This is a genomic window from Streptomyces tendae, from assembly GCF_014650435.1.
GTDB classification, from domain to species: domain Bacteria; phylum Actinomycetota; class Actinomycetes; order Streptomycetales; family Streptomycetaceae; genus Streptomyces; species Streptomyces tendae.
Window position 1 is genome coordinate 512,628 of sequence record NZ_BMUY01000005.1, and the last position, 17,998, is coordinate 530,625.

Sequence of the window (17,998 nt, forward strand, 5' to 3'; positions counted from 1 at the left end):
GTGGCATCCCGTGTGAACGCCAGACCACTGCGGCAGACTGCGCCGACTAACGCTATATCGCGTTATACCCAACGGCCAACCCCGCGTCCACCACCCCGCCCCCGCGGCCTATCGTGACCGGCATGCAGTCCTACACGATCGGCCGGGCGGCGCGACTGCTCGGCGTCAGCCCGGACACCGCGCGCCGCTGGGCGGACGCGGGCCGGATCGCCACCCGCCGCGACGAGGGCGGACGGCGCGTCGTCGACGGGCGTGACCTGGCCGCGTTCTCGGTCGAACTGGCCCGCTCCGGCGGCGCCGACGAGGAGACCCCGTACACCTCGGTCCGCAACGCGTTCCCCGGGATCGTGACCGCGATCAAGCTCGGCGATGTCGCGGCCCAGGTCGAGATCCAGGCCGGCCCGCACCGGCTGGTCTCCCTGCTGACCAGGGAGGCGGTCGAGGAACTCGGCCTGGAGGTCGGCGTGGAGGCCACGGCCCGGGTGAAGTCGACGAATGTCCATATCGACAGGACGTGAGCGACCGGCCGGCAGGCACGAGCCCGCACCGGGTCGTCCGTGCGAACGCACATGCCAACCTTTCGTCGTACATGCCTTGCTCATGCGATGAGACAGGAGACATGCCCCTCGCACATGCGGAAGTATGATCGGCGCAACGGGGGGCTCCGTTCGCTTGGCCGCCGAGCCATCGGCCCCCGCCCAGAACGCCGAGGGAGTGGCCCGTGATGACCCGTTCCGTGCGCAGGACCCACCGCATCCGCCGTACCGCGCGGGTGGCCGGCGCGGGGGCCGCCGCGCTGCTGGCGCTGAGCGCGTGCTCGTCGTCCTCGGACACGGACTCGGACTCCGCCGGCGCCACGTCCGCCTCCCCGAAGCTCTCCGGCCAGGTCACCGTCTTCGCCGCGGCCTCGCTCAAGGAGAGCTTCACGACGCTCGGCGAGACCTTCGAGAAGCAGCACCCGGGCACCGAGGTCACGTTCAACTTCGCCGGCAGTGACACCCTCGCCGCCAGCATCACCGGCGGCGCCCCGGCGGACGTGTTCGCCTCCGCCAGCCCGAAGACGATGGCCACCGTCACCGACGCCGGGGCCGCGGCCGGCACCCCGGCCACCTTCGTGCGCAACCAGCTGGAGATCGCCACCCTGCCCGGCAACCCCGATCACGTCTCCTCCCTGAAGGACCTCACCGGATCCGGCCTCAAGGTCGTGCTGTGCGACAAGACGGTGCCGTGCGGGGCCGCGGCCCAGAAGGCGCTCGACGCCAGCGGTCTCGAACTCACCCCGGTCTCCTACGAGCAGGACGTCAAGGCCGCCCTGACCAAGGTCGAACTGAAGGAGGCGGACGCCGCGGTCGTCTACAAGACCGATGTGAAGGCGGCCGGCGACAAGGTGACGGGCGTCGACTTCCCGGAGTCGGCCAAGGCGGTCAACGACTACCCGATCACCCTCCTCAAGGACGCCCCCAACACCGACGCGGCCAGGGCCTTCATCGAGCTGGTGAAGTCCGCCGAAGGGCAGCGGGTCCTCACCGGGGCCGGGTTCCGCACGCCGTGACCGGGACCACCGGAAAGACGCCCGCACCGGCCGGAGCCGATCCGGTGACCGGCGGGCCGCGCCGTGCCCGCCGCCGGGGACGCATGGTGCCGGCCCCCCTGCTGGTGCCCGCCCTGGTCGGCCTGGCGTTCCTGCTGCTGCCCCTGCTGGCCCTGGTGATACGCGCGCCGTGGAGCGGCCTGCCGGAGCAGCTGTCCAGCCCCGAGGTGTGGCAGGCGCTGCGGCTGTCGCTGCTGTGCGCGACGTCCGCGACCGCGCTGAGCCTCCTCGTCGGCGTCCCCCTGGCCTGGCTGCTGGCCCGCACGGACTTCCCCGGCCGGGGGTTCGTCCGCGCGCTGGTGACGCTGCCGCTGGTGCTGCCTCCGGTGGTGGGCGGCGTCGCGCTCCTGCTGGCGTTCGGGCGCAACGGCGTCGTCGGGCAGTGGCTCGAGACGTGGTTCGGGATCACCCTGCCGTTCACGACGACGGGCGTCGTCCTCGCGGAGACGTTCGTGGCGATGCCGTTCCTGGTCATCAGCGTGGAGGGCACCCTGCGCGCCGCCGACCCGCGTTACGAGGAGGCCGCCACCACCCTGGGCGCCTCGCGTTTCACCGCGTTCCGCCGGGTGACGCTCCCGCTGATCGCGCCGGGCATCGCGGCGGGCGCCGTGCTGGCCTGGGCGCGGGCGCTCGGCGAGTTCGGCGCGACGATCACGTTCGCGGGCAATTTCCCCGGCCGGACCCAGACCATGCCGCTGGCCGTCTACCTCGCCCTGCAGAACGACCCGGCGGCGGCGATCGCCCTCAGCCTGGTGCTGCTGGCCGTCTCCATCGCCGTCCTGGCCGGGCTGCGGGACCGCTGGATGAGTGCGTCATGACCGACACCGGTGAACGGAAGACCGCCGTGCATTCCCCCGCCCCCGACGGCCACCCGTCCGAGGAAGGTCTCGACGCCCGGCTGGTGGTGGACCGTGGCTCCTTCCGTCTGGACGTCGCGCTCACCGCCGCTCCCGGCGACGTCGTCGCCCTCCTCGGCCCCAACGGCGCGGGCAAGACCACCGCCCTGCGCGCGCTCGCCGGGCTGGTCCCCCTCACCGGCGGCCACCTGCGCCTGGACGGCGCCGCACTGGACCGTACGCCGCCGGAGTCGCGCCCGGTCGGCGTCGTCTTCCAGGACTACCTGCTCTTCCCGCACCTGACCGCCCTCGACAACGTGGCCTTCGGACCGCGCTGCCGAGGCGCGGGCAAGGCGCAGGCACGGGTGCAGGCCGCGGCGTGGCTGGACCGCATGGGCCTGGCCGACCACGCGGGTGCCCGGCCCCGGCGCCTGTCCGGGGGGCAGGCCCAGCGCGTCGCCCTGGCCCGCGCACTGGCCACCCACCCCCGACTGCTGCTCCTGGACGAGCCGCTCGCGGCCCTGGACGCCCGGACCCGGCTGGAGGTGCGGGCCCAGCTCCGCCGCCATCTCGCCGAGTTCGAGGCCGTCGCCGTCCTGGTCACGCACGACCCGCTGGACGCCATGGTGCTGGCCGACCGGCTGGTCGTGGTCGAGGACGGCGCGGTCGTCCAGGAGGGGGGGCCCGCCGACATCGCCCGCAGGCCCCGCACGGACTACATCGCGCAACTGGTCGGCCTGAATCTCTACCGGGGCCGGGCGGAGGGCCACACCGTGCGACTCGACACGGGCCCCGCCATCACCACCACCGAGGACCTCGCGGGCCCGGTCTTCGTCGCCTTCCCACCGAGCGCCGTGACCCTGTACGGCGCCCGTCCCACCGGGTCCAGCGCCCGCAACCTGTGGCGCTGCGAGGTCGCGGGCCTGGAGAGTCACGGCGACCAGATCCGGGTGGACCTCACCGGCGAACTCGCGCTCGCCGCCGACCTCACGACGGTCGCCGCGGCCGAGCTGGGCCTGCACCCGGGCGCACCGGTGTGGGCGACGGTCAAGGCGACGCAGACCCACGCATACCCGGCATAAGACCCTCGGCCGGGCTACGGTGCCCCCATGAGCCTGAGCATCCGCAACCAGCTCCCCGGCACCGTCACCGCCGTCACCCCGGGCGAGGCCATGGCGACGGTCAGGGTCCGCCTGTCCGGAGGTCAGAACCTCACCGCGGCCATCACCCGGGAGGCCGCCGACGATCTCGGCCTGAGCCCCGGAACGGCCGTCCGCGGCCTGGTGAAGTCGACGGAGATCTCCCTCGCCACCGGCAGGGCCGACGGCCTCTCGATCCGCAACCGGCTGCCCGGCACGGTCACCCGGCTCGTGCTCGGCGAAGTCATGGCGGTTGCGCACATCGCCGTGGCGGACGCCGAGCTCACCGCTGTGATCACCAAGGAAGCGGCCGAGGAGCTGGGCCTCTTCGTGGGTTCGGACGTCATCGCCCTGGTCAAGTCCACCGAGGTCGCGCTCGCCACGACGTAGCCGGCCCGACAACGGCGGAGCCCCGCTCCCGAGGACGGGGGCGGGGCTCCGGTTACGGAGCGCTCAGTCCTCGTACGCGTCCAGCGGCGGGCAGGAGCAGACCAGGTTCCGGTCGCCGTAGGCCTGGTCGATGCGGCGCACCGGCGGCCAGTACTTGTCGGCGGCGGACACCCCGGCCGGGAAGACGGCCTCCTCGCGCGTGTACGCGTGGTCCCACTCGCCGCCGAGCGTGCCCGCGGTGTGCGGGGCGCCGCGCAGCGGGTTGTCGTCGGCGGGCCAGGCGCCGGAGCCGACCTTCTCGATCTCCGCGCGGATGGCGATCATCGCCTCGCAGAACCGGTCCAGCTCGGCCAGGTCCTCGGACTCGGTCGGCTCGATCATCAGCGTGCCGGCCACCGGGAAGGACATCGTCGGCGCGTGGAAGCCGTAGTCGATCAGCCGCTTGGCGACGTCGTCGACGCTCACGCCGGTCGCCTTGGTCAGCGGGCGCAGGTCGATGATGCACTCGTGGGCGACCAGCCCGCCGGGGCCGTTGTAGAGCACCGGGAAGTGCGGCTCGAGGCGCTTGGCGATGTAGTTGGCGGACAGCACGGCCACCTGCGTGGCCCGCTTGAGGCCCTCGCCGCCCATCAGCCGCACGTACGACCAGGAGATCGGCAGGATCCCGGCCGAGCCCCACGGCGCCGCCGAGATCGGGCCGACACCGGTCTGCGGACCGGCCGCGGGCTGCAGCGGGTGGTTGGGCAGGTACGGCGCCAGGTGCGACCGTACGGCCACGGGGCCGACGCCGGGACCGCCGCCGCCGTGCGGGATGCAGAAGGTCTTGTGCAGGTTCAGGTGGGAGACGTCGCCGCCGAAGTGGCCGGGCTTGGCGAGGCCGACCAGGGCGTTGAGGTTGGCGCCGTCCACGTAGACCTGGCCGCCGGCGTCGTGCACCTGGGCGCAGATGTCGGCGACGTGCTCCTCGAACACGCCGTGCGTGGACGGGTAGGTGATCATCAGCACGGCCAGCTCGTCGCGGTGCTTCTCGATCTTGGCGCGCAGGTCCTCGACGTCGATCTCGCCGTCCTCGGCGGTCTTGACGACGACGACCTTCATGCCCGCCATGACGGCGCTGGCGGCGTTGGTGCCGTGCGCGGAGGACGGGATGAGGCAGACGGTCCGCTGCTCGTCACCGTTGGCCCGGTGGTAGCCGCGTACGGCGAGCAGGCCCGCGAACTCGCCCTGCGAGCCGGCGTTCGGCTGGAGCGAGACCTTGTCGTACCCGGTGACCTCGGCGAGCCGCTCCTCCAGCTCACGGATGAGGGTGAGGTAGCCCTGTGCCTGCTCGGCGGGCGCGAAGGGGTGCAGCGCGCCGAACTCGGGCCAGGTGACCGGCTCCATCTCGGTGGTCGCGTTGAGCTTCATGGTGCAGGAGCCCAGCGGGATCATGCCGCGGTCCAGCGCGTAGTCCCGGTCGGCGAGGCGGCGCAGGTAGCGCAGCATCGCGGTCTCGGAGCGGTGCTGGTGGAAGACGGGGTGGGTCAGGAAGTCGTCGGTGCGCAGCAGCGCGTCGGGCAGCGCCTCCCCGGCCTCCGCGTCCAGCGCCTCAATGTCGCCCTCGACCCCGAACGCGTTCCACACGCCGCCCACCTGGGCCCGCGTGGTGGTCTCGTCGCAGGCGAAGGACACGTGGTCGGCGTCGACGGGCCGCAGGTTGATGCCGTTCTCGCGGGCGGCGTGGACGATCGCGTCGGCCCGGCCGGGCACCCTCGCGGTGACCGTGTCGAAGTAGGCACCGTGGACGATCTCGACGCCGCCCTCGGCGAGTCCTGCGGCGGTGATCGTGGCGTACCGGTGGGTGCGCCGCGCGATGGCCCGCAGGCCCTCGGGGCCGTGGTAGACGGCGTACATGCCGGCCATGACGGCGAGCAGCACCTGTGCGGTGCAGATGTTGCTGGTGGCCTTCTCGCGGCGGATGTGCTGCTCGCGGGTCTGCAGGGCCAGTCGGTATGCCTTGTTGCCGTCGGCGTCCACGGAGACGCCGACCAGGCGGCCGGGGAGGCTGCGGGCGAACTTCTCGTGCACCGCCATGTAGCCGGCGTGCGGTCCGCCGAAGCCCATCGGCACGCCGAAGCGCTGGGTGGTGCCCACGGCGATGTCCGCGCCCAGTTCGCCGGGCGAGGTGAGCAGCGTGAGGGCGAGCAGGTCGGCGGCGACGGTGACGAGGGCGCCCAGCTCGTGCGCCCGGTCGATCACGGGCTTCAGGTCGCGGACGGCTCCGGAGGCGCCCGGGTACTGGATCAGGACGCCGTTGATCTCGCGCTCGGCGACCTCGGCGGGGATGCCCTCGCTCAGGTCGGCGACGACGACCTCGACACCGGTCGGCTCGGCACGGGTCCGTATCACGGCGACGGTCTGCGGCAGGGCGTCCGCGTCGACCAGGAACAGGCCCTTCTTGTTCTTGCCCATGCGCCGGGACAGCGCCATCGCCTCGGCGGCGGCGGTGCCCTCGTCGAGCAGCGAGGCGCCGGAGGTGGGCAGGCCGGTCAGCTCGGCGACCATGGTCTGGAAGTTCAGCAGGGCCTCGAGCCGGCCCTGGGAGATCTCCGGCTGGTACGGCGTGTACGCCGTGTACCAGGACGGGTTCTCCATGACGTTGCGCAGGATGACCGGCGGGGTGAAGGTGCCGTAGTAGCCGAGGCCGATCATGGAGTCGAGGACCTGGTTGCGGTCGGCCAGGGAGCGCAGCTCGGCCAGCACCTCGGCCTCGGAACGCGCGCCCGGCAGGTCGAGCCGGTCGGCGTTCTTGATCACATCCGGCACCGCGGCGGCCGTCAGTTCGTCGAGCGAACCGTAACCGACCTGCGCGAGCATCTTGGCCCGAGCCTCGTGGTCGGGGCCGATGTGGCGCTGCTCGAAGGGCATGGCCTGTTCGAGTTCGGAGAGCGGAGTGCGGTGGGCGGTCATTGCGGAGGCCTCCTGGTCTGACGACCTTCGAGGGGCACCACGGCGCGGGTACCCGGACGGCCTCCCCCTCTGTCATCTCAACCTGAGAGCTTCACCGGGCGAGCCCTGGGGCTCTCCCGGCTTTCACCGTCGGTGAGAGCGGAAGCCGTCGACACCCGCCCTGCTTTCCAGAGTGACCTCGTCCGTGCGGTACGTGAGCCTGAGAGATTCCGGGGAGGATTTGCTCCTTCGGCGCCTCCGGTGGTGTCCGGAGGACTCTCCCGCGCGGGGTCAGCAGCCGTTTGCCAGCGTACCAGCGAGGCCGTCGCACGGACTTCGAGTGGCCGACCGGGCCCTTGTGCTCTTTTGTAGTACTTACGGATGATTAGGCGGCTGGTGTGCCGACCCCAGTCCGGCCCAGTGGTGCGATCAAATGGAGGGCCCCGTGCGTACTGACATCGATCCGCGGAACCTGATCGGCCGCAAGGCGTTCGACCGGGACGGCACCAGAATCGGCACCGTGGACGAGGTCTACCTCGACGATGCCACCGGCGTCCCCGAGTGGGCGGCGATACGGACCGGCCTCTTCAGCAGGGACGCCTTCGTCCCCCTGGAGCCCAGCGAGCTGGTCGAGGGCGCACTGCGCGTGCCCTTCGACCGGGCGCTGATCAAGGAGGCGCCCGACTTCGGCGTCGGCCGACACCTCTCGCCGGAACAGGAACTCCAGCTGTACCACCACTACGGCCTGGACGTGGCGGCCGGTCCCCCGCCGCCCGACCACGACTTCGGCAAGCTGGCCGGCCGGGGCAACGACGACGGCTGACCGGCCTCGCCGCCCTCCGCCCCGGCGACCAGCGGCAGCGGATCCGCCGGGCTCAGCTCCGGATCGTCCACCGGGAAGGTCCGCACCCGCCCCACCCGCGAGTACGGCGTCTCGAACCGCACCGTGACCCGCCCGAGACCGCTGCCCTGCACCCAGCCGTGCCCCAGCTGCGCGTGCCGCACGTCGTGCCCGGCCGGCCACCGGCGCTCGGTGGGCGTGGGTCCGTGCTCCTCGGCGGGCTCGGTCTCGGGTTCCTCGGCCAGTTCCTCGGCCCGCCCCTCCGCGGCCTGCGCGAACAGGTCCTCCTGCGTGTAGTCGGCGAGCCCGCTGACCCCCACGCCGAGCAGTCGCACGCCGCCCGTGGTGTCCACCGAGTCCAGCAGTCTGGCGGCCGCCTCGCGCACCACCGCGGGGTCGTCGGTGGGGCCACGCAGGGTCTCGGAGCGGGTCAGCGTGGAGAAGTCGTATCTGCGCACCTTGAGCACGATGGTCCGCCCGGACAGGCCGGAGGCGCGCAGCCGCCGCACACAGCGGTCCGCCAGCCGTCCCACCTCGACTCCGACCCGCACCCGGTCGTGGATGTCCACGTCGTAGGTGTCCTCGACCGACACCGATTTGGTCTCCCGCTCGGCCACCACCGGCCGCTCGTCACGCGCCAGCGCCATGGCGTACAGCGCGTGGCCGTGCGCCTTGCCCAGCAGCCGCACCAGCTCGTCCTCCCCCGCCTCGGCGATCTCGCCGACCGTGGTGATCCCGGCCCGCCGCAGATGGTCGCCCGTGGCCGGTCCCACGCCGGGCAGCGTGCGCACCGTCATCGGCTCCAGCATGGCCCGCTCCGTCCCCGGCGGAATGAGGACCAGTCCGTCGGGCTTGGCCTCCTCCGAGGCGATCTTGGCGAGCATCTTGGAGGCGGCGAGCCCCACGGACCCGGTGAGGCCGGTGACGGTGCGGATGTCCGTGCGCAGCTTCGCCCCGGCCAGTCGCGCCGACTCCGCGTCCCAGGCCGTCCCGCCGGCCTCCAGGTCCACGAACGCCTCGTCCAGGCTCAGCGGCTCCACCAGCGGCGACAGCTCCCGCAGCAGCCGCATCACCTGCTCGCTGATCGACCGGTAGAGCTCGAAGCGCGGAACGAGGTAGGCGGCGTGCGGCGCGAGCCGGCGGGCCTGGCCCATCGGCATCGCGGAGTGCACGCCGAACACCCGGGCCTCGTACGAACAGGTGGCGACCACGCCGCGCGGCCCGAGGCCTCCCACCACCACGGCCTTCCCGCGCAGGCTCGGCTTGGACGCCTGCTCCACCGAGGCGAAGAAGGCATCCATGTCGAGATGCAGGATCGTGGGCGCGGGTCTCACATCTCCGATGCTGCCCTACGCCACTGACAATCCCGCCATGACCGGCAGGACGGAGCCGGCCGCGCCACGGGACTCAGACCGCCCGGTTGTTCCGCCGACGGGCCAGTTCGTCGGCCGGATTGTGCCCGACCAGAGTCTCCCCCGTGTCGATCCGCTCCCCGTGCAGCTGGGACAGGGCGCCCTCCACGTCCCGCCAGACCACGCCGACGGCGATCCCGAAGATGCCCTGGCCGCCCTGGAGCAGGGCGTGCACCTCGTCGGGCGAGGTGCACTCGTAGACGGTGGCGCCGTCGCTCATCAGCGTCATCCGCTCCAGGTCCCGGAAGCCGCGCTCCCTGAGGTGCTGGACCGCGGTGCGGATGTTCTGCAGGGACACCCCGGTGTCGAGGAAGCGCTTGACGATCTTCAGCACGACCACGTCGCGGAAGCTGTACAGGCGCTGCGTTCCGGATCCGTGCGCGGGCCGCACGCTGGGCTCGACGAGGCCCGTACGGGCCCAGTAGTCGAGCTGCCGGTAGGTGATGCCGGCGGCCGCGCAGGCCGTCGGGCCGCGATAGCCGATCTGCTCGGACGCCATGGACGTCGCCCCTCCGCTGGTCGGCACCGCTGCCGGTCGCTGCGGACCGGGATCGGCCGCGCCACCGTGCTGGGCGTGGCCCGCGCTCGCGCGAAGCCGGGAGCCCGGGGGCGGGTACGGACCGCCTGCCCCCAGGCTGTGCCCGGGGCCACCCCCAACCGTACCGTCGCCGCTGATTCTCACGCCGACCTCCGTCCTTGACCTGCCTCCTCGAAGGTAGGCAGTCACCAAGGGTGCGTCAACGATCGCCACACTCGGCACGCCGAGTGATAATCACCCTACGAGTGGTTTCCCGTGCCCTGTCCCGGGAAAGGCTAGCCGGATGTGCGCGGACGGGGCCGCGTCTCACTGGTTACTGGTCCCGAAGTCCTCGGGCGAGATCTGGTCGAGGAACTCGCGGAACTTCTCCACCTCGTCCTCCTGCTCGTCCGGAATGGCGATGCCCGCGTCGTCGAGGACCGTGTCGCTGCCGTAGATCGGCGTACCGGTGCGCAGGGCCAGCGCTATGGCGTCGGAGGGCCTGGCACTGACCTCGACCCCGCTCGCGAAGACCAGCTCGGCGTAGAAGACCCCGTCACGCAGGTCGGTGATGCGCACTTCCGTGAGCTCCTGGCCGACGGCTTCCAGCACGTCCTTGAACAGGTCGTGGGTCAGCGGCCGTGCGGGCGCCATGCCCTGCTGGGCGAAGGCGATCGCCGTCGCTTCCCCAGGTCCGATCCAGATGGGAAGGTAACGGTCGCCGCCCACCTCGCGCAGCAGCACGATCGGCTGGTTGGAGGGCATCTCGACCCGGACACCTACGACATCGAGCTCGTTCACACAGCAACCCTAGGCCGTGCCCGGGACGTTTGGGTAGTCGGGCCGGGATCGGGTGGGCGATCCGGGTCCGGATCGGGTGGGCGATCCCGGTCCGGAACCTGTCGGTGTTGCGGGGTCCGGATCGGGTGGTGACCCGGATCCCCGTTCCCGCCCGGTTCAGGGCAGTCGCACGCCCAGGGCGGTCTGCACCAGCGCGGCGTGCAGCTTCACCGCGAGACCCGCCAGCTCCTTCGTGCGGGCTTCCGCGTGTGCCCTGGTCTGGGGGTTGCGGTGCCGCTTCAGCGGGGCCACCACCTGGTCCACGAGCCCGGCCTCCCGGTCGGCGGCGGCCTTCATCACCCGCAGGTGCCGCGGCTCGATACCGAAGCGCCCCAGCTGCAGCACCAGCGACGCCACGGTGACCGCCTCGGCGTCGTACGCCCCGTCCGGCAGCGGGGCGAGCAGCCCGTACGACTCCCACTCCTTGAGCTCCTGGTCGTCGATCCCGGCCGTGGCCAGCAGCTCGTCCCGGCCGATCCTGGCCACCGTCGGCGCCTCGGCGGACTCCGGTACGGCCTCGCCGTCCCGCTGCCGGCCGACCCGTGGCAGCGCGACGGCCTCGCCCCGCTCCACGGCGTCCAGATGCTCGCGGATCACCTTGAGCGGCAGGTAGTGGTCCCGCTGCATGCGCAGCACCTGGGCCAGCCGCTCGACGTCGTGCGCACTGAACTTGCGATACCCGGCCGGGGTCCGCCGCGGCTCGACGAGCCCCTCAGACTCCAGGAACCGGATCTTGGAGATGGTGATGTCGGGGAACTCGTCACGCAGTGCGTTCAGCACCGCGCCGATGCTCATCAGCCCACTGTCCGTGGCGGCGGCGCCTTGCCCGGCACCGCCGCTCGGTGTTTGAAACATGGACCTTCCCTGGAGGTTCCCCGGGCGCGCGGCCCGGGGGCGGGTCAGTAACCCCGCTGGCTCGCGTAGAACACCAGCCGGTACTTGCCGATCTGCACCTCGTCACCGTTCGACAGGGCGACCTGGTCGATGCGCTCCCGGTTGACGTAGGTGCCGTTCAGGCTGCCGACGTCGGCGACCGTGAACGAGCCGTCCGGGCTGCGCCGGAACTCCACGTGACGGCGCGAGACCGTCACGTCGTCCAGGAAGATGTCGCTCTGCGGGTGACGGCCGGCGGTGGTCAGCTCGCCGTCGAGCAGGAAGCGGCTGCCCGAGTTCGGACCGCGGCGCACCACCAGGAGCGCGGAGCCCAGCGGCAGCGCGTCCACGGCCGCCTGCGCCTCGGGAGAGAGCGCCGGCATCGCCGTCTGACCGGTGACCTCGGCGTCGTAGGCCTCCAGACCGGAGATGGAGATCGTCGAGGTGGTCTCGGACGCACGCTCCGGGACCGCGCCGGGCCGCAGCGGAGCGCCGCAGTTCGAGCAGAAGCGGCTGTTCTCCGCGTTGCGGTTGCCGCACCTCGTACACACCAGGGCCGACATGGACGGATCCTCCTGCCGCGGCTGCCCCGCCGGGGCATTCGACGCGTACGGGTCGGGGTTGAACCCTCCACCCGTACCTGAGGCCGAGGGCTGGCCGAAACCTATGCCGCCGGACTGAGCAGGGTCAACAGACGGCGCGCCCGGACCACCCACCTGGTCCCGGTACATCGGGCGTGGGCCCTCCGCGTCGGGCTGTGCGCGATGACGGGCGGTCGCGTTGTCGCCGCTGCCCTCTCGCGCGCTCTTGCCGAACAACTTCGCAAACAACTTCACGGGCGATTCCCCTTGACCGAAACAGACCCGCCCGTGGGGCAGGACGAACCCTTACTGAACGCACTGGCCGACCCGGACACCTTCACAACGTCCGTCTCCACCAGACAGTTTCCACCACGCACCACCCAATCGGTGCGCCGACCCCCCGCAACCTCATGCCCTCGCCGGACGTCCCCCATGCACCCTCGGTTCACTGGGAGGACGACCGAGCGTAGTCAGGCCGCTCCGCCGCTCGCAAGGCGTCCACGACGATCTTGCTCGACCGCTCAACAGTAACGGTGGCCTGTTCCTTCTCCAGAGTCTGCACCACTCCTCCAGGAATGTTGAGAGCCGGTTCGAGGTCCTGCGGCTTGCCGATGACCTGGAAACGATAGGGCGCGTTGATCTTGTTCCCGTCGACGCTGACGGAGTTGTCGGCGTCCGCGAGATACGTGCCGGCGACCACCCGTACGCCGTTCACCTGGATCGCCTCCGCACCCGCCGCGCGCAGCTCCTGGATGGCGTCGAGCAGCATGTCCGCCTCGACCGTCCCCTTCGTGTCCTCGATGGTCACCGTGATCCCGGGCCCCTGCGCGGCCACGGTGCCCGCGAGAATGCCCAGTTGCCGCTCCTTCTCGAGCGTCTGCTTGCGGGCCTCCTCCGCCTGGTCGGAGCTGTTCTCCAGCTCGTCGCGCTGCTTCTCGAGGCCCTGCTTCTCGTCTTCAAGACGCTGAGTACGGTCGTCCAGTTCATCGAGGATGCGGACCAGATCCTCCTGGCGGGCACCACGCAGCGCGCTGTCGCTGTCACTGTTGGACGCCACCTGGACCGCGAGGCCGAATCCGAGCCCGAACAGGAGCAGGGCGACGATGAGTTGCGCCCGGGTGAGACGCGGCGGCCACAGCCCCTTCAGGAGCCGCTGCCTGCCGGTCAGTCCGTTCCGCTCCGGCCGCGCACCCTGCGGGTCACCGGGCGCCGACGGCGAGGGCGGCACTTCGTCGGGCAGCTCCTCGCGCAGCCTGTTGGCGGGCTGCTCCTCGTGGTCGCTCATCCGCCTCACGCCCGGAAGACGTGGCGTCGGATCGCCGCGGCGTTGGAGAAGATCCGGATGCCGAGGACCACCACGACACCGGTGGACAGCTGGGCGCCGACGCCCAGCTTGTCGCCCAGGAACACGATCAGCGCGGCCACGACCACGTTCGACAGGAACGACACCACGAAGACCTTGTCGTCGAAGATGCCGTCGAGCATGGCCCGCAGACCACCGAAGACGGCGTCCAGCGCCGCCACGACGGCGATCGGCAGATACGGCTCCACGGCCGCCGGCACCTCGGGCCGGACCAGCAATCCGGCCACGACTCCCACGACGAGGCCCAGTACGGCGATCACGATGTGCCCTTCTCGGATATCGGTTGTGCTGTACGTACGATCACACTCGGTGCGGCCGGCAGCTTGAGGTCGTCCGCGACGGAGATCGCGGTCCGGATGCCGTAGCTCTCCTCCAGGGCATGCAGGTACAGCCCGTCGGCGCTGTCCTGGAACCCCCTGCTGAGCTGCTCCCCGGCCCCTACCGCGAGCACCGTGTACGGCGGCACCAGCGGCCTGTTGTCGACCAGTATCGCGTCACCTGCGGCCCTGATCGCCGACAGTGCCGTCAGACGCTGGCCGTTGATGGAGATCGCCTCGGCGCCGGACTCCCACAGCCCGTTGACCACCCGCTGCATGTCCCGGTCCCGCAGCCGGCCCGTGTCGGAGAACCCGGAGGTGCCGCGCGGCTGCCCGTCGGCGCCCGTGCCGCTGACGTCCTTGGCGTCGTTCACCACGAGCTTCACGCCGGGGCCGTGCACCTCCACCGCACCGGACAGGATGCCCACCAGGTCGGACCGGTCGCCGTCGCCGCTCTTCTCCAGCGCCTCGCGCCGACGTGTGTTCACTTCGTCGCGCAGCTCGTCGACGGCCTTCTCCAGCTTGTCGGCCGCCGAGGTCTCCCCCTCTATGCGGTCGACCAGCTCCTCACGCTCCTTCGCGACGACGGGAGCGGCGACCCGCGCCTGGGCCGCGCCGACCGTCACGACCAGGGCCGCGAGGACCAGACCGGCCGCCAGGCCCAGCTTCGCGCGCACCGTCTTGGGCATGCCGCCACTGCCGTCGGCCTTCTTCCGCGCGGCGGCCTCGGCGTATCCGTCGTCGAGGCTGTGGTCCATGACGTTGGTGAGCAGGGACATGGACGCGTCCGGGCGCGCGGGCCGCGTGGATGTGCTCCGAACGGGGGGTGGCTGCGGCATGCCGCACATCGTCGCACGCCACCGCCACTACCTCCGAACGGCCCCACCGGCGTGCCGGACAGGCCCCCTTGGGGACACTTGTCCGGCACGCACGCGTGCGGTGCGTTATCAGCGGCCCGCGCTGTCCACCACCGCGGCCCACTCGTCCAGCAGCGCCTGCGCGGAGGCGTCGTCGGGGCCCTCGGCCCACAGATGGGTGACCGCTTCCGCCGGGTCGGGCAGCACCATCACCCAACGCCCGTCGGTCTCGACCACCCGCACCCCGTCCGTCGTGTCCACGAACCGGTCCCCGGCCGCCTCGACGACCCGCCTCATCACCAGGCCCTTGACCGCCCACGGGGTCGCCAGATCACGCTTCAGGACGTGCGCCCGCGGGATCCGCGCGTCGATCTGGCTCAGCGTGAGCTGCGTCCGTGCCACCAGCCCGATCAGCCGCACGAAGGCCGCCGTGCCGTCGTAGACACTGCTGAACTCCGGGACGATGAAGCCGCCCTTGCCGTCGCCGCCGAAGATCGCGCCTTCCTCGCCCCCCACCCGCGTCAGGTCGTCCGGGGAGGTGGTCGTCCACTCGACCTGTGTGCCGTGGTACGCGGCGACCTGCTCGGCGATCCTGGTCGTCGTCACCGGAAGCGCCACCCGGCCGCTGCGCCGCTCGGCCGCGATCAGGTCCAGCATGACCAGCAGCGCCCGGTCGTCCTCGATGATGCGGCCCTTCTCGTCCACGAGCGACAGCCGCTCGCCGACCGGGTCGAACCGCACCCCGAACGCGGCCCGCGAGGACGCCACGATCTCCCCGAGGCGCACCAGACCGGAGCGCCGCATGTCGGCGGACTCGGTCGGCCTGGCCTCGTCGAGACCGGGGTTGATCGTCAGCGAGTCGACGCCCAGCTTCCCGAGCAGGCTCGGCAGCACCAGCCCCGCGCTGCCGTTGGAGGCGTCGACGACCACCTTGAGCCCGGACTCCGCGATGCCGGTGATGTCGACGTTGCGCAACAGGGACCCGGTGTAGGAGTCGAACACGCTGGACGGGAAGTGCAGGTCCCCGATCTCTCCGGGGAACGCCCGCCGGTACTCCTGCCGCGCGAACACCCTGTCCAGCTTCCGCTGGCTGCCCTGCGACAGGTCGGCGCCCTGTCCGTCGAAGAACATGATGTCGACGGAGTCCGGCACCCCGAGGGTTGTCCGGATCATGATCCCGCCGGCACTGCCCCGCGCGGTCTGCTGCCGCGCCACGGGCAGCGGTACGTTCTCCAGGTCGCGTACGTCGATGGCGCTGGCCTGCAGCGCGGAGATCACCGCCCGCTTCAGCGCCCGGGCACCACGGGAGTGGTCGCGGGCCGTGGTGACGGTGGACCCCTTCTTCAGGGTCGTCGCGTACGCACCGGCCAGCCGCACGGCGAGTTCCGGCGTGATCTCCACGTTCAGGATGCCGGAGACACCCCGGGCGCCGAACAGATGCGCCTGCCCGCGGGACTCCCAGATGACCGAGGTGTTGACGAAGGCGCCGGCCTCGATGGTCTTGAACGGGTAGACCCGCACATTCCCCTGGATGATCGATTCTTCACCGACCAGGCACTCGTCGCCGATGACGGCGCCGTCCTCGATCCGCGCGGCACGCATGATGTCGGTGTTCTTGCCGACCACACAGCCTCGCAGATTGCTGTGCGGTCCGACGTACACGTTGTCGGCGACCACGGCCTTGTGCAGGAAGGCGCCGCTCTTGACGACGACGTTGGACCCGACGACCGTGTGCTCGCGGATTTCCGCGCCGGCCTCGACCTTGGCGTAGTCGCCGACGTAAAGCGGCCCGCGCAGCACTGCGTCGGGATGCACCTCGGCACCCTCGGCCACCCAGACCCCGGGGGAGATCTCGAAGCCGTCGATGTCGACGTCGACCTTGCGCTCCAGGACGTCGGCCTGGGCCTTCACATAGCTTTCGTGGGTACCGACGTCCTCCCAGTAGCCCTCGGCGACATAGCCGTAGATGGGCTTGCCTTCCTTCATCAGCTGGGGGAAGACGTCACCGGACCAGTCCACCGGCACATCGGGGTCGACGTAGTCGAAGACCTCGGGCTCCATGACGTAGATCCCGGTGTTCACCGTGTCCGAGAAGACCTGGCCCCACGTCGGCTTCTCCAGGAAGCGCTCGACCTTGCCCTCTTCGTCGACGATGGTGATGCCGAATTCCAGCGGGTTGGGCACGCGCGTCAGACACACCGTGACGAGCGAACCCTTTTCCTTGTGAAAATTGATCAGGTCGGTGAGGTCGAAGTCGGTCAGGGCATCGCCGGAAATGACGAGGAAGGCATCGTCCTTCAGCGCCTCCTCCGCGTTCTTGACGCTTCCGGCGGTACCGAGTGGCTTCTCCTCGTTGGCATAGGTGAGCTCCATTCCGAGCTCTTCGCCGTCACCGAAATAGTTCTTGACCAACGAGGCCAGGAACTGGACGGTCACGACGGTCTCATTGAGCCCATGCCTTTTGAGCAGCCGAAGGACGTGCTCCATGATCGGCCGGTTGACCACCGGCAGGAGCGGTTTGGGCATGCTCGAGGTCATGGGACGAAGGCGCGTGCCTTCGCCTCCAGCCATCACGACGGCCTTCATGTCGGAAGCGTCCTCCTCTGAGAGACGACGGTTTAGCCGACTTCACCCGTCCAGGGTCCCGCACTTTTCCAGCGGGGGCCATCCGGCCACCGGGACCGCACAATCAGCGAGTTCAATCGGCTGCGGCGTCCGCACGAACCAGGCGGCGGACCTGCACCACGTAGAGAACACCTGCCCACCAATACAGGGTTGTACCCCATCCGGCGAACGCCCATCCGAAAACCGCGGCCAGTGACGCGATCCATCCGCTTCCGTCGCTCAGCAGAAGCAGGGGGAAGGCGTACATGAGGTTGAAGGTGGCGGCCTTGCCCAGGAAGTTCACCTGCGGCGGCGGATAGCCGTGGCGCCGGAGGATGCCCACCATCACCAGCAGCATCGCTTCCCGGGCCAGCAGTACAAGGGTCAACCAAAGCGGGAGAATCTCGCGCCAGGTGAGACCCACCAGCGTCGAGAGGATATAGAGCCGGTCGGCCGCCGGGTCCAGCAGCCGGCCGAGGCTGCTGATCTGGTTCCAACGCCGCGCGAGCTTTCCGTCCAGGTAGTCGCTGACCCCGCTCAGGGCCAGCACCAACAGCGCCCAGCCGTCGCTCTGCGGGCCGCCGAACTCGGGCCGCAGGATGAGCCACAGGAACAGCGGCACGCCGGCCAGGCGCGCCATGCTGAGGATGTTCGGGATGGTGAGGACCCGGTCGGTCTGCACGCGGGTCTCCTGGACCTCCACGCGGGGGCCTCCTGGGGGAAACGAGCCAATGATGCTCACTGACCTTACCTCAACGCAAAAAAGCTCTGGCTCTCGGGCTGCATGCCCAAGAGCCAGAGCTCTAAAAGGAGTTCGGCGGCGTCCTACTCTCCCACAGGGTCCCCCCTGCAGTACCATCGGCGCTGTAAGGCTTAGCTTCCGGGTTCGAAATGTAACCGGGCGTTTCC

Annotated in this window: 17 protein-coding genes, 1 rRNA gene and 1 riboswitch; of the genes, 6 read left to right on the top strand and 12 right to left on the bottom strand. The window is 70.8% G+C overall.

Annotated features, from left to right (window positions below; translation table 11 throughout):
• Nucleotides 1-122 precede the first annotated feature (122 nt).
• The 5 genes from IE258_RS17190 (at nt 123) to IE258_RS17210 (ending at nt 3,956) form a co-directional block, all read left to right on the top strand.
• On the top strand, nt 123-518 hold the full coding sequence (locus IE258_RS17190; protein ID WP_189744360.1) for a TOBE domain-containing protein: 396 nt from the start codon (nt 123-125) through the stop codon (nt 516-518).
• A gap of 206 nt (nt 519-724) precedes the next feature.
• A complete protein-coding gene (gene modA, locus IE258_RS17195; RefSeq protein WP_189744362.1) occupies nt 725-1,552 on the top strand; it encodes a molybdate ABC transporter substrate-binding protein in 828 nt (275 codons plus the stop codon).
• Between the two features lie 83 nt (nt 1,553-1,635).
• Nucleotides 1,636-2,409: an ABC transporter permease gene (locus IE258_RS17200; protein WP_229892164.1), complete on the top strand. Its 774-nt coding sequence runs from the start codon at nt 1,636-1,638 to the stop codon at nt 2,407-2,409.
• Nucleotides 2,406-3,509: an ABC transporter ATP-binding protein gene (locus IE258_RS17205; RefSeq protein ID WP_189744364.1), complete on the top strand. Its 1,104-nt coding sequence runs from the start codon at nt 2,406-2,408 to the stop codon at nt 3,507-3,509. The genes IE258_RS17200 and IE258_RS17205 overlap by 4 nt, the downstream gene beginning before the upstream one ends.
• A 27-nt stretch (nt 3,510-3,536) precedes the next feature.
• On the top strand, nt 3,537-3,956 hold the full coding sequence (locus IE258_RS17210; protein ID WP_189744366.1) for a TOBE domain-containing protein: 420 nt from the start codon (nt 3,537-3,539) through the stop codon (nt 3,954-3,956).
• A gap of 63 nt (nt 3,957-4,019) precedes the next feature.
• On the opposite strand, the gene gcvP is transcribed toward IE258_RS17210, so the two are convergent.
• Entirely contained in the window at nt 4,020-6,905 is a 2,886-nt protein-coding gene (gene gcvP, locus IE258_RS17215) for an aminomethyl-transferring glycine dehydrogenase (protein WP_189744368.1), read from the bottom strand.
• Nucleotides 6,906-7,082: 177 nt separating this feature from the next.
• Nucleotides 7,083-7,178, bottom strand: a riboswitch (glycine riboswitch).
• 151 nt (nt 7,179-7,329) lie between these two features.
• Here gcvP and IE258_RS17220 point away from each other — a divergent pair.
• Nucleotides 7,330-7,707 (top strand): PRC-barrel domain-containing protein, encoded by a 378-nt coding sequence (locus IE258_RS17220; RefSeq protein ID WP_189744370.1) that lies wholly within the window; start codon nt 7,330-7,332, stop codon nt 7,705-7,707.
• Here the strand turns inward: IE258_RS17220 and IE258_RS17225 are convergent.
• The 11 genes from IE258_RS17225 to rrf form a co-directional block, all read right to left on the bottom strand.
• Nucleotides 7,623-9,059, bottom strand: coding sequence for a DNA polymerase IV (locus IE258_RS17225; RefSeq protein WP_189744372.1), 1,437 nt, complete (start codon nt 9,057-9,059; stop codon nt 7,623-7,625). The genes IE258_RS17220 and IE258_RS17225 overlap by 85 nt on opposite strands.
• Nucleotides 9,060-9,132: 73 nt before the next feature.
• Complete coding sequence (locus IE258_RS17230) at nt 9,133-9,819, bottom strand: MerR family transcriptional regulator (RefSeq protein ID WP_189744374.1); 687 nt, start codon at nt 9,817-9,819, stop codon at nt 9,133-9,135.
• Between the two features lie 162 nt (nt 9,820-9,981).
• Complete coding sequence (locus tag IE258_RS17235) at nt 9,982-10,455, bottom strand: bifunctional nuclease family protein (RefSeq protein ID WP_030189411.1); 474 nt, start codon at nt 10,453-10,455, stop codon at nt 9,982-9,984.
• 156 nt (nt 10,456-10,611) lie between these two features.
• Entirely contained in the window at nt 10,612-11,349 is a 738-nt protein-coding gene (gene ftsR / locus IE258_RS17240; RefSeq protein ID WP_189744376.1) for a transcriptional regulator FtsR, read from the bottom strand.
• Nucleotides 11,350-11,393: 44 nt separating this feature from the next.
• The gene (locus tag IE258_RS17245; RefSeq protein ID WP_229892166.1) at nt 11,394-12,245 is read right to left on the bottom strand and encodes a zinc-ribbon and FHA domain-containing protein; all 852 of its coding nucleotides are present in this window, start codon (nt 12,243-12,245) and stop codon (nt 11,394-11,396) included.
• Nucleotides 12,246-12,393: 148 nt separating this feature from the next.
• Nucleotides 12,394-13,233, bottom strand: a complete 840-nt coding sequence (locus IE258_RS17250) for a DUF881 domain-containing protein (protein ID WP_189744381.1) — start codon at nt 13,231-13,233, stop codon at nt 12,394-12,396.
• A gap of 5 nt (nt 13,234-13,238) precedes the next feature.
• On the bottom strand, nt 13,239-13,571 hold the full coding sequence (locus IE258_RS17255; RefSeq protein ID WP_003977440.1) for a small basic family protein: 333 nt from the start codon (nt 13,569-13,571) through the stop codon (nt 13,239-13,241).
• Nucleotides 13,568-14,407 carry a DUF881 domain-containing protein gene (locus IE258_RS17260; RefSeq protein ID WP_189744383.1) on the bottom strand — a complete coding sequence of 280 codons (840 nt, stop codon included), beginning with the start codon at nt 14,405-14,407 and terminating at the stop codon, nt 13,568-13,570. Before IE258_RS17260 ends, IE258_RS17255 begins: the two co-directional genes overlap by 4 nt.
• Before the next feature lie 168 nt (nt 14,408-14,575).
• Complete coding sequence (locus tag IE258_RS17265) at nt 14,576-17,071, bottom strand: mannose-1-phosphate guanyltransferase (protein ID WP_087810469.1); 2,496 nt, start codon at nt 17,069-17,071, stop codon at nt 14,576-14,578.
• A gap of 112 nt (nt 17,072-17,183) precedes the next feature.
• A complete protein-coding gene (gene clsA / locus IE258_RS17270) occupies nt 17,184-17,792 on the bottom strand; it encodes a cardiolipin synthase ClsA (protein ID WP_189744385.1) in 609 nt (202 codons plus the stop codon).
• Nucleotides 17,793-17,901: 109 nt separating this feature from the next.
• Nucleotides 17,902-17,998: ribosomal RNA gene (gene rrf / locus IE258_RS17275) — 5S ribosomal RNA — on the bottom strand; the annotation flags it as partial.